Genomic DNA, 11,844 nt, shown 5'->3' with positions numbered 1-11,844 from the left:
TACCGATGTCAAACCAGTTTTCAACTAAACATTGGGCAGTCGTGCTGCTACTGATCCTTGGGATCGGTAGCAGCCAGGTCCGGGCTCAGCAGGACAAAATGTTCTCGCAATACATGTTCAACATGATGGCCCTTAACCCGGCCTATGCCGGTAGTCGAGATGTGCTGAGCATGTCGGCACTCTACCGAAACCAGTGGACTGGCCTACCGGGTGCGCCCCAGACAGCTACGTTTACTATGGATATGCCCCTGAATAATGAGCGGGTTGGCGTCGGGCTACAACTTTATGGTGATAAAATCGGGGTGATTCAGGAAGCCGGTGCGTTTGCTTCCTATGCTTTCCGCATTAAAGTTGGTGCTAAAACAACGCTGGCGTTGGGTTTACAGGCGGGTGCATCGAGTTATCAGGCTAACCTGACTGAGGTGAAAACCTCGCCCGACAATCAGCTTGATCCTGCTTTCGCCAGCAATATCTCGAAGATCCTGCCGAATTTCGGCACAGGGATTTACCTGAGCAACGATCGATCGTACCTGAGCTTATCTGTTCCTCGCTTGATTAAAAACAAGCTAAGCGAGTATAACATAGGCGATTACCGTTCGGTACAGGCTCGCCAGGCTTACTTAGCAGCTGGTTTTGTTGTAGGGCTTAGCCCCGGTATCAAAATGAAACCGTCGTTTTTGGTGAAGTATGCCGAAGGTGCTCCATTGGGCTTTGATGGAAACATCAATTTCTGGTTTGCCGATCGGATCTCCATTGGTGCCTCGATTCGCCGGAATCAATTTTCTACCTGGACCAAGTTCACTACCGACGCTGTTGTTGGCTTACTTGAGATTCAGCTAACAGATCAATTCCGATTTGGATATGCCTATGACTACACGATGAACGGGATGCAGAGTGTAGCTCCGAGTTCGCACGAGATCATGATTCGGTATGAATTCGGATTTGGTAAGAACCGTATTCTGACACCGCGGTATTTCTAAAGTGATTGAATAAATGAGGGATTAAATGATTGAATAACTTCCTTAAGCTATTCAATCATTTAATCCCTCATTTATTCATTAATTACTCTTTCGGCTCAGTATTTGCTTATTTATAGGGTATATTCTCCTAACTTGTTAGAGAGAGTGTACCCTATCTTTTTTCTGAATTTGCCGCTTATCAATTTCCAAAGTGTATGACACGAATTCTTTCTATCATCGCTCTCTTCTGCCTGCTAGTCAGTCCGCTGATGGCTCAGTCGCTAATTAAACAGGCTAACCATCAGTTTGACCAGTTAGCCTATGCCAAGGCCATAGAGTTATATGAACAGGCTTTTACTAAACAGCCAGCTATGTCGGATGACGAGCGCCGGGATGCGAAGGCTAAATTGGGATACAGTTACCAGCAAACGCGTGATATGCCTAATGCCGAGCGCGTTTATCATGACTTAGTGAGCGAAGGAAATCTACCGGCAGAGTATGCGAAAAGCTATCTATTTTATGCCCAGGCACTTGCCAGCAATGGCAAATACAAGGAAGCTCAGGAAGCCTATGACAAATACGGTAATGTACAGGCTGGAGACAAGCGGGCTCCTTCATTTTCAAAACTCTATCGTGATGTTAATGCGCTGACCAAAAATGCTGGTAGTTACAAAGTTGAATTTTTAAGTATGAATACTCGTCGGGCCGAGTTCAGTCCTGTAATGTATAAAGAGGGGTTGGTATTTGTATCGGCAGGTACGGGGGGGAATGGTATCAAGCGGGTATTCAAATGGAACAATACGCCCTTTCTGGATTTATATTACCTACCTGATACAAAAACTTTACGCGGTTCGAAAACGTCAAGTTTAGGAGGAAGTAAAGCATCTGCCAAACGGTCACGAACCCAATTGATACGCCCTCTGGGCAGCGACGACTATACTGCTCCTACAGCCAACGATACGAAAACAATAGGTTTCTATGGTGGTAATAATATCAGTATGGGCTATGAAGATCAGCCGATTAGCGAAGCCGATCGCTTTAGCCGGACACTGAATACAAAGTACCATGAAGGACCAGCTACGTTTACAAAAGATGGCTCGCGAGTGATCTTTACACGGAATAATTTCAATGAAGGTCATTCTCGTAAGAGTAGCGATGGGGTAAATAAATTAAAGCTCTACACCGCAACCCAAACAAGTGGCATCTGGAGCAAGGCAGAAGAATTGCCCTTTAACAGTGATGAGTTTTCGACCGGACACCCTGCACTTTCTAAAGATGATCAGCTTCTCTATTTCTCGTCGGATCGGCCAGGTGGGTTAGGGGGCACCGACATTTATGTGTCTAAATGGACAAATGGCAAATGGGGCGAGCCAGTTAATTTGGGTAAAGAGGTGAATACCAAGGGGAATGAATTGTTTCCATTTGTGGACGAAAAAGGAAACATTTACTTTGCCTCAGATGGGCGTCCTGGTTTAGGTGATTTAGATATGTTTTATGCACAGCTTACGCCTGACGGTCAGCAAGGATTACTGTCGCGTAACCTGGGCGAACCTCTTAATTCGCCTAAAGATGATTTTGGCATTGTGACGGATGGTGATCGAATGAGTGGCTACTTCAGTAGTAACCGTAAAAACGGTGGCGCCGACGATGATGTATACCGATTTAGTCGGGATGGTTCGCTTTATCCGTGTCGCGAGTTGACAGTAAGTGTTACCGATGCTGACTCAAAGCAGCCATTAGCTAATACGTCGATAGCGATGGATAATGCTGCTAACGATAAGCAGAAGCAGCTTAAAACCGACTCAGAAGGGCTGGTTCGTATTTGCGTGGATGTAGACAGTGACTTTAAATTCCTGGCCAGCCACGAAGGATATGTAGATAGTAAAGTTGGTTTCTCAACAAAAGACTTTTCAGACGATCAGCCTTCTCGCTTAGAAATCCCACTATCGAAGCCTAACGATAAAGAAGCCGAGGTAATTGGTATGACAACCCTGCGTGGACGAGTAACCACTCAGGCGGATAAATTTCCTATGGTGGGCGTAAAAGTCGTGTTAGTGAATGAGTGTGATGGTAGTTCGCAGGAAACCATTACAGAAGCAGATGGGAGCTATGAGTTTACTGTAAAACCTGGCTGCAATTACTCCATCGAAGCGGTGAAAGATAACATGGGTACCACGGGAAGCCATATTACCAAAGAAGGCCTTGGTTCAACGGATATAAGCATGTTTAAGAAAGGAGATGTCATTAAAATTGATAATATCTATTACAGTGTTAATAAGTCCAATATACGTCCAGATGCGGCTGTGGAACTAAATAAAGTGGTCGAGTTGATGAAAAAATACCCGACCATGACCATCGAAATGAGGTCACATACAGATAGTCGGGCAGCGGCTACGTATAATAAAACATTGTCGACTAACCGGGCAAAAGCGGCAGTAGCCTATCTAAAATCGAAAGGAATTCCGGCTAAACGAATGGTGGCAAAAGGATACGGCGAGAGCGAATTATTGAATAAATGCAAAGACGGTGTGAATTGCAAGGAAGAAGAACATCAGCAAAACCGTCGGACCGAGATTAAAATTCTGAAGCTGGATTAATAGATACTAACCACAGGGAGCATAGAGAAAGGACAATGTACACTGAGAAAATCAATAATAGTGCTCAGTACCTGCTACCCTTTCTCTATGCTCCCTGTGTTTTAGCTTTTTAATGCTTTAGGTTTTTCCACCAAAACCACGCAATTTGTTTCTTTATTTCAACGGTCTTATGCGCATTGGTTTCTTTACCTCAGTTGCTTCCTTTTTGATTGTAAGTTTGTTGGTTCTTTCAGGCCAACGTGCCTACGCGCAGAAAGAGGTTTTGTATTCACAATACTTATTAAATCCGCTTAGTATCAATCCAGCTTATGCTGGAAGCCGGGAGTCGTTTCACCTGACAGCCTTTCTTCGCCGTAAATGGATCAGTGTACGGTATGCTCCCGTTACACAGAGTGTGTCAGCCGATGGAGCTATTGCACATGGTCGGATCGGATTAGGATTTCAGGCATTAAATGACCGTATGGGCGTATACACAGCTCAAGGGGTCTATGGAAGTGCTGCCTACCGATTCAATTTGCCTGCACTGGCAAAACTATCGATTGGCTTTCAGGGCGGTGTTAGTATAATACCGCTTTATGATGCAACTACAGCAACAAGCATAAACCGAGCCGTAGCTAGTTTGGGAGTAGGCATTTACTATCAATCTGATCGCTTTTTTGGCGGGATTTCAGCTCCTGAGTTGAGCGGGCAGGTGACAGACCTAACAGGCCGCTATATCTATAAAAGTGTTCGACCTATTATGGTTCAGGCAGGTATGCCAATTGAAGTTGCCGAAAATGCGGTGTTGATTCCATCGGTACTGATATCGAAAATTGCCGATCGTCCGCTTGGCTTCGATATTAACCTTCGGGCGTGGTTTAACGAACAAGTGGGACTGGGCTTATCATATCGGCAAAATAGTCCTGGGCTTATATCGACAAATTATGTGCAGGCAATAGCCGAATATCAGCTAACCAAGACAATTCGACTGGCGTATATTTTTAATTCCCAAACGCCAGAAAGCCCCAATGCCATGCAATACGATCAAAAGAGTGTTCATGAAATCATGCTTCGCTTCGCGCCCAATGTGCTGACGTTTAAATATTGACTAAACTATTGTTAATTAGGTATTTATAGGAAAGTTATTTCGATTGTTTCTTGGATTTCGTCGTAATAAATTGCTGAACTACAATCCCGTCATGCCCAATTACCAATAGAATCAATAGATACTAATTCTGCCCGCTTAATAGACAAGACAATAAAAAAAAAGTGGTAAATTGTCCCCCTAGAAACGTAACAAAACGCCCAATTGAAACCTTCTAAAGAGATTTTTAGGGCCGACATGTTGCGCTATCTGTCGGCCAACAGTCGTATGCCTAATCAATCTGTTATTCAAAATTTATATATACCCAGCGATCTTGATCGGGAATTTCCGCTTGCTCCGCATTTTGTGCAGGCATTTGGCAGTTACCCGAACTATCTCCATTTCAATGATGATTTTAAACCCTCTGCGCAGCAATTGCTAGAGATAAGGGGGTTTGTGCTAATCAATCATTCAATTCGTGTTACCGACCAGGGCTGGCACGCTATCGAGCGAATTTATCAGCACGAAGCGGGCATAGTTCTGAAAGCCGAGTTTGTCGGTGATCGCTTTTTTCGCCTGTATGGCTATTACCGCGACGAAACATCGGCTAAAACTCTACTAGACGGTTTTCAGGATCATAAATATGTGCATGAAGATAATCAGACGCATATTTATCTGATTCAGAGTGGCCTGGGTGGACTGCACACCGAGCGGGTTGAGATTTTGCCGCCCGATATTAATATCGAACTCCATTACAATGACGATTTTCCAGTGGTTCATGAACGGCTGGTTGGCCTGCTGGCTCAGCCCAAGAGTAAGGGATTGATTCTGCTACACGGCGAACCTGGAACGGGTAAAACAACGTATATTAAACACCTCAGTTCGCTGGTCAAAAAGGATATGCTCATTCTGCCACCTTACATGACCAATTACCTGACTTCTCCCGAAATTATTCCGTTTTTACTGGACAATAAAGAGTCGGTGTTGATTATTGAAGATGCCGAGCGGATTCTGCAGTCGCGTGAAGCCGGTGGCGATACAAATAGTGTATCAAACATCCTGAACCTTACTGATGGGCTTCTGGCCGACTGTATGCATATACAGGTAATTGCAACCTTCAATGCCAGTAAACATCTCTTAGACAAGGCCCTGCTTCGCAAAGGACGCCTGATGGTTGACTATGCATTTGGCAAGCTGGCTCCTGCTAAAGCCAATAATCTACTCACACATCTTGGAATGGAATATCGTACCAATGAACCCATGACATTAGCCGATATTTTCAATCTCGATGAGCAAACCGTTTCGGGTGAGCGGCATGAAGTAAAGATGGGGTTTTGATAGATTTTCCTATCACCCCATCCGATTCGCTTTCCACTTACTTACTTTAGTCGTTACCTGACTAGTCGTTCCGTTTGTCTTTGGCTTTTGATTTTCCATTAGATAAGCCGCCAATACTGCCGCTAGTTCAGCCTCGGTTGCGTCTGGTTCCGGCGTTAGCTTGTCGGGTGTAAAATACTTGCTCACAAAGCCTGTATCGAATTGACCCGACCGGAAAGCATTGTGTTCCATCACAAATCGACAGAAGGGTAATGTCGTTTGTACTCCTGAAATCTGGTATTCGTCAATGGCCCGAATCATTTTCTGGATGGCTTCTTCACGCGAGTCGCCATAGGTGATGAGCTTGGCAATCATCGGGTCGTAATAAATCGGGATGGCCATGCCCTGCTCGAACCCATCGTCTACCCGAACGCCGTTTCCCTGCGGCCTTATGTATGTATCGAGTGTGCCCACGTCGGGCAAGAAATTGTTGGCTGGGTCTTCGGCATACACCCGCACTTCTACCGCGTGGCCTTTAATCTGTAAATCGTCCTGCTTGATACTTAGGGGTTTGCCTTCAGCGATGTAAATCATCTGCTTTACCAGATCTACCCCCGTAATCTGTTCAGTAACCGGGTGTTCGACCTGAAGGCGTGTGTTCATCTCCAGGAAGTAAAAATCGAGTTTGTCGTTGACAATGAACTCCACCGTTCCGGCACCATAGTAACCACAGGCACGAGCCACATCGACAGCCGCCCGACCCATAGCATCGCGAATTTCGGGCGTCAGAATGGCCGAAGGAGCTTCTTCAACTACTTTCTGATGCCGTCGCTGCACAGAACATTCGCGCTCGAACAAATGAATGATATTTCCGTGCTGATCGCCTAAAACCTGAATTTCGACATGCCGGGGCGAGGTTACATACTTCTCAATAAACACCGAACCATCACCAAAGGCCGATTGCGCTTCACTCACAGCACGATCCATCTGCTCATCAAACTCAGCTTCATTTTCGACAACACGCATGCCTTTTCCGCCCCCGCCTGCACTGGCTTTAATCAGAATTGGGTAGCCAATTTCGGCAGAGATCGCTTTGGCTTCACTCCGGTCGGTAATGGCCGAGGGCGTTCCCGGTACCATCGGGATATTATAGTTGGCAACGGCCGCTTTTGCTGCTAACTTGCTTCCCATCACTTCAATACTTTCGGGCGAAGGACCAACGAACAGTATACCTGCCTGCCGAACGGCGCGGGCAAAATTGGCATTCTCGGAGAGGAATCCATAACCAGGATGGATAGCATCTACGTTCAGACGTTTACAAACATCAATGATCACATCAGCCCGCAAATAGGACTCCGTCGATGGGGGAGGGCCAACACATACAGCTTCGTCGGCATAGCGAACATGGAGGGCACTGCGATCGGCTTCCGAGTAAATTGCTACTGTCTGAATGCCCATTTCGCGGGCCGTGCGCATAATGCGCAGAGCGATTTCGCCCCGATTGGCAATAAGGAGTTTATTGATTTTAGCCACGTTACTAATAGGTAGTGTCGGGAATTGTCAAGTTTAGTCAAGGATCGCTAAGAGACTATATACTTGACGATTCCTGACAATCTTTGACTAAACTTGGCAATAATACACTATTGTTACAAAACGATTATCGAATCGAAAATTTGCGCTACCGAAAGTTAACCGTATTTTTGCATTTACTCTGTAAAAAACAAGGGTTTGCCCTGATAAACAATAATAAAAAGTGGATTTATTTGAGAAGCTACGTAACAACTTAGGGCCCATCGGTTCGCCGGCACGGGAGTTCAATGGCCACCATTATTTCGCTTTCCCCAAACTAGAAGGTGAGCTTGGCCCCCATATGCGTTTTCGGGGCAAAGAGGTATTGAACTGGAGCCTGAACAACTATCTGGGTTTAGCAAACCATCCCGAAGTTCGAAAAGCTGACGCTGAGGCATCAGCACAGTGGGGTTTGGCTTATCCGATGGGTGCTCGTATGATGTCAGGTAACAGTGATCTCCACGAGCAGTTTGAGCAGGAGCTGGCCCAATTTGTAGGGAAAGAGGATGCGTTCTTGCTCAATTATGGCTATCAGGGCGTTATGTCGGCCATCGAAGCTGTCGTTGACCATCGTGATGTAATTGTCTATGATGCCGAATGTCATGCCTGTTTAATTGATGGTATTCGGCTGCATAAGGCCAAAATGGGTGAATACTATAAATTTAACCACAATGACATGGCTAGCCTGGAGAAGAATCTCCAGAGGGCCACCAAACTAGCTGCCGAAAAGGGGGGAAGCATTCTGGTTATTACAGAAGGCGTGTTTGGCATGTCGGGTAAAGTAGGTAGCCTGGATAAGATTGTTGCCCTTAAAGAAAAGTACGAATTCCGTTTGTTGGTTGACGATGCGCACGGCTTTGGCACAATGGGCGAAACGGGTGCTGGCGTCGGCGAAATGCTCGGTTGTCAGGAAGGGATCGATTTGTATTTCTCAACGTTTGCCAAGTCGATGGCTGCGATTGGTGCTTTTATTGCGGCCGATCACGACATTATTATGTACCTCAAGTATAACATGCGGTCGCAAACGTATGCGAAAGCCCTGCCTATGCCGTATGTAGTAGGTGGCCTGAAGCGTCTGGATATGATTCGCAACTCGTCGGAGTTCCGCGATAAACTCTGGACGAACGTTCGTACGCTGCAAGCCGGTCTGCGCGAACGGGGTTTCGATATTGGCGATACTGAGTCGCCAGTAACCCCGGTATTCCTGCATCATATTGAAGGGGGCGTTGCTGAAGTTGCTACCCTGACGAAGGATCTGCGCGAAAATATGGGCGTGTTCTGCTCAATTGTCGTGTACCCGGTTGTGCCCAAAGGAACAATCATGTTACGTATTATTCCAACAGCCGCCCATTCTCTGGAAGATGTGGAATATACGCTCAATGCCTTCGCTCAAATGGGCGACAAACTTAAGCGGGGTGTTTACCGAGAGAATAGTGCTCCTGTGGCCCCAAAAACGCTTGAAGTATCGGCCGAAGCAGCCACTGAGTAGGGTTTTTGTGAGAAAATTGGATTTTTTTGTCATTTTTTTGTCTAAGCTATTGCGCTGAATAAGAGAATGACTAAATTTCAGCCGAAAACCGCGTTTTTAGCGGAATTTGGGCATTTTTCACACACTTAAACCCATACTTATCGCTATGGCACGCTTCGATGAAGTAAAGAATCTGGTTCTGTCGCTGGAAGGTGATTTCGAAAAGTTCTACGAAAAAAGTAACCAGGCTGCCGGTACCCGCGTTCGTAAAGGAATGCAGGATCTGAAAACGTTAGCGCAGGAAATCCGTTCAGAAGTTCAAAACACAAAGAACGGTGCCGCGTAAGCAACGGTCTTTCAGACCAAAAAATCAAAACTCCCTCGCCAGATAGTATGCTAGCGAGGGAGTTTTAATTTATGTAGAGCTGCAACGATATGGCTCTATACAACCTTCTCTTTGTGCATCAGTGTAGCAATTCCCCGCGTCGTAACTTTCCCCGTCTTTACATCCCGAATTTCACCCAGAATTTGCGCAATATGCTTGCCTGAATCAATCGACTGTACTGTGAATGTGGCTTCGTAGTCTGTATCGACAAACATAGGCCGTAAAAATTCCAGGGTCTGACCTAAATAGACCGAGCCATATCCTGGAAACTCCGTACCCAGCACTTTAGTGAATACACTGGCCCCGAGCATGCCATGAATAATTGGCCGTTTGAAGGGTGTTTGGGCAGCAAAGTCGGCATCAAGGTGAAGGGGGTTATTATCTCCCGTAACACGGGCAAAATCGACTACATCGGCCTGGGAAAACCGAAATGCGTAGCGATGAACAGCATTGAGTCCAAATTCCATAGGAAAATGTATGATAACCGGGTCGCCGGTGCGATTATAAATGATGAATGAGAGGCCGCCTATGCGGCCCCGAATGTACAATGAATACGGAAGATTCAGGAATAGTTCGTATCCACGGATTGCTGGTTCACAAGTCCGGACATCATTCATCATTCATCATTCATCATTACCTTCGTGCTTACTTATGCTTACGAAACTGTTTTCGCTCAATACGGCGACTGCTAAACGCGTATTTGGATTGGATGTCATGCGGGCACTTGCCATTCTGATTGTGGTGGATGCCCATGCAACGGTTGCCTTGAAAGAGTACTACAATGGGCTCTTTATTCATCACCTGCTACCCGATGGTGTTGAGTTATTTTTTGTCCTGAGTGGCTTTCTAATTGGTGGTATCCTGATTCGATCTTACGAAAAAAAGCAACGCTTCGACCGTGAACTATTGCTCAACTTCTGGACGCGACGCTGGTTTCGGACATTGCCCAACTATTACTTCGTTTTAGGCGGGTTGATTCTGACTGCCTTACTTCGGGCGTGGCGAAGTGGGTTACATCATACTTTACCTCCAGCAGGGACTTTACTTAAATACTTCTTTTTTGTCCAGAATTTTGCGCAGTTTGTCCCCGATTTCTTTCCCGAAACCTGGAGTTTAGCCATTGAAGAGTGGTCGTACATTACATTGCCCCTGGTGCTTTGGGTCATGCATAGTTTATTATCAGCCCAATGGTCACGGCAGCGAATTGTACTGGTAACCATTCTGACCATTATCATTGGCACCAACCTGTATCGATTTATCACGGCTGTTCAAATTCCAATTTCAGAAGGAGAGTTAGGCTACCGGGGTATTGTTATAACACGCCTGGATGCAATTTCATATGGGGTACTGGCTGCTTATGTCAGGCATTATTTCCCTACCCAGTGGACAAACGATTCGCTTCGTCGCCGACTTCTGGTTATTGGCCTGATCATGACAGTGCTGGCCTCGTTTTCGGCTTCCATTATTATTATCGGATACTACGGCAAGATTGGTATTTTTCCAGCCTACACATTTTTTAAGCGCACGTTTTACTTCCCATTAATCGGAGTAAGTATGGCACTGCTAATGCCCTATATGGACGGATGGCGGACAGCTACCGGCCTATGGGCGCGTTTCGGCATTGCCCGGGCTATTACCCATATCAGTTTGATTTCGTACTCAATGTATTTGCTGAATCTGACGCCTATCATGCTGAACGTCGTTGAACGTATCCCAACAACTTCGTTTACTGTTGGGTGGCTCAAAGTAGGTCTGTTTTGGGCATTGGTACTGGTGCTGTCAACACTTTTATACAAGTATTTTGAGAAGCCTGTTACCGAACTGCGAGAACGCCTATCAGCTAAAGAACCCACGCAGTTGGTGAATGAGCATGGAGCACGGAGCACGGAGCAGGGTGTCCGTGGCCGCTAACTCCCAGCCCTTGCACCCTGCTATTAACTCGAATGATCACTGACAATGACCCAGCGATTATTAATCTTGCGCCAAAGCAGGGTAAAATGGCCATCAGCATCGCCAATTTTCGGACGGGTGAGATGGAAGCGCCCAATAACATAGGCAACGTCGGGTGCGGGAAAATCTAGTTGTAGAATATCGAATTTGAGTGACCCCATGGAGGCCCGGTCAGGATAGCGTTTTTTGTAATTGGCGAGCGTGGCCTGATAACCGTATGTAACACCGACTTTTCCTACAAAGGTTAGGGAATCTGAGGGCCAGTATCCATTCATAAATTTATCAACTCGACCAGCGTTCCAGTCTGCGGTTTGGCGTTCTAAAATTTGCAAAATAGTCCGACGTTCTTTGGCTACTTGCTTTAACTCAGCTTCAATCGTATGCTGACCGAAGGTCGGCCAGTAGATTAAGGAGAGTAAGACCGCGATGATAATTCGATTCATAGTTGCTATTTTTTAATGAAACGACTGAAGGGCGACTGTGGTTGGCAAATAGCACATATTTAGCGTTATTTATCGCTCATTCTGAACGGTTAT

10 protein-coding genes are annotated in these 11,844 nt (G+C 46.0%); 7 read left to right on the top strand and 3 right to left on the bottom strand.

Annotated elements, in window-relative coordinates; genetic code table 11:
• Window positions 1-5: 5 nt before the first annotated feature.
• The 4 genes from GO755_RS32140 to GO755_RS32125 all read left to right on the top strand — a co-directional run bounded on the left by GO755_RS32140 (window position 6) and on the right by GO755_RS32125 (window position 5,957).
• On the top strand, window positions 6-980 hold the full coding sequence (locus tag GO755_RS32140; RefSeq protein WP_157589535.1) for a PorP/SprF family type IX secretion system membrane protein: 975 nt from the start codon (window positions 6-8) through the stop codon (window positions 978-980).
• Window positions 981-1,174: 194 nt separating this feature from the next.
• Window positions 1,175-3,556: an OmpA family protein gene (locus GO755_RS32135; RefSeq protein ID WP_157589534.1), complete on the top strand. Its 2,382-nt coding sequence runs from the start codon at window positions 1,175-1,177 to the stop codon at window positions 3,554-3,556.
• Between the two features lie 169 nt (window positions 3,557-3,725).
• Window positions 3,726-4,643, top strand: a complete 918-nt coding sequence (locus GO755_RS32130) for a PorP/SprF family type IX secretion system membrane protein (RefSeq protein ID WP_157589533.1) — start codon at window positions 3,726-3,728, stop codon at window positions 4,641-4,643.
• Between the two features lie 201 nt (window positions 4,644-4,844).
• Window positions 4,845-5,957, top strand: a complete 1,113-nt coding sequence (locus GO755_RS32125) for an AAA family ATPase (protein WP_157589532.1) — start codon at window positions 4,845-4,847, stop codon at window positions 5,955-5,957.
• 12 nt (window positions 5,958-5,969) lie between these two features.
• On the opposite strand, the gene accC is transcribed toward GO755_RS32125, so the two are convergent.
• Window positions 5,970-7,469 (bottom strand): acetyl-CoA carboxylase biotin carboxylase subunit, encoded by a 1,500-nt coding sequence (gene accC, locus GO755_RS32120; protein ID WP_317166001.1) that lies wholly within the window; start codon window positions 7,467-7,469, stop codon window positions 5,970-5,972.
• 220 nt (window positions 7,470-7,689) lie between these two features.
• Here accC and GO755_RS32115 point away from each other — a divergent pair, with 220 nt between their 5' ends.
• Window positions 7,690-8,994 (top strand): aminotransferase class I/II-fold pyridoxal phosphate-dependent enzyme, encoded by a 1,305-nt coding sequence (locus tag GO755_RS32115; RefSeq protein ID WP_317166000.1) that lies wholly within the window; start codon window positions 7,690-7,692, stop codon window positions 8,992-8,994.
• A gap of 145 nt (window positions 8,995-9,139) precedes the next feature.
• The gene (locus GO755_RS32110; protein WP_157589531.1) at window positions 9,140-9,319 is read left to right on the top strand and encodes a histone H1; all 180 of its coding nucleotides are present in this window, start codon (window positions 9,140-9,142) and stop codon (window positions 9,317-9,319) included.
• A gap of 95 nt (window positions 9,320-9,414) precedes the next feature.
• Here GO755_RS32110 and GO755_RS32105 read toward each other — a convergent pair whose 3' ends face one another.
• On the bottom strand, window positions 9,415-9,825 hold the full coding sequence (locus GO755_RS32105) for a MaoC family dehydratase (RefSeq protein WP_157589530.1): 411 nt from the start codon (window positions 9,823-9,825) through the stop codon (window positions 9,415-9,417).
• A 184-nt stretch (window positions 9,826-10,009) separates the two neighbouring features.
• Between GO755_RS32105 and GO755_RS32100 the strand changes: the two genes are divergently transcribed.
• Window positions 10,010-11,269, top strand: a complete 1,260-nt coding sequence (locus tag GO755_RS32100) for an acyltransferase family protein (protein WP_157589529.1) — start codon at window positions 10,010-10,012, stop codon at window positions 11,267-11,269.
• A gap of 23 nt (window positions 11,270-11,292) precedes the next feature.
• On the opposite strand, the gene GO755_RS32095 is transcribed toward GO755_RS32100, so the two are convergent.
• Window positions 11,293-11,751, bottom strand: coding sequence for a YybH family protein (locus tag GO755_RS32095; protein ID WP_157589528.1), 459 nt, complete (start codon window positions 11,749-11,751; stop codon window positions 11,293-11,295).
• Window positions 11,752-11,844: the final 93 nt, after the last annotated feature.

This window comes from Spirosoma arboris (assembly GCF_009754945.1).
Classification (GTDB): domain Bacteria; phylum Bacteroidota; class Bacteroidia; order Cytophagales; family Spirosomataceae; genus Spirosoma; species Spirosoma arboris.
Note: the sequence above shows the minus strand (reverse complement) of the source record. Positions and strands in the feature narration are given on the sequence as shown.

Coding starts and splice junctions, on each gene's coding strand:
- GO755_RS32140 (WP_157589535.1), top strand. CDS start 6: ATGTCAAACCAGTTTTCAACTAAACATTGGGCAGTCGTGCTGCTACTG.
- GO755_RS32135 (WP_157589534.1), top strand. CDS start 1,175: ATGACACGAATTCTTTCTATCATCGCTCTCTTCTGCCTGCTAGTCAGT.
- GO755_RS32130 (WP_157589533.1), top strand. CDS start 3,726: ATGCGCATTGGTTTCTTTACCTCAGTTGCTTCCTTTTTGATTGTAAGT.
- GO755_RS32110 (WP_157589531.1), top strand. CDS start 9,140: ATGGCACGCTTCGATGAAGTAAAGAATCTGGTTCTGTCGCTGGAAGGT.
- GO755_RS32105 (WP_157589530.1), bottom strand. CDS start 9,825: ATGGAATTTGGACTCAATGCTGTTCATCGCTACGCATTTCGGTTTTCC.
- GO755_RS32100 (WP_157589529.1), top strand. CDS start 10,010: ATGCTTACGAAACTGTTTTCGCTCAATACGGCGACTGCTAAACGCGTA.
- GO755_RS32095 (WP_157589528.1), bottom strand. CDS start 11,751: ATGAATCGAATTATCATCGCGGTCTTACTCTCCTTAATCTACTGGCCG.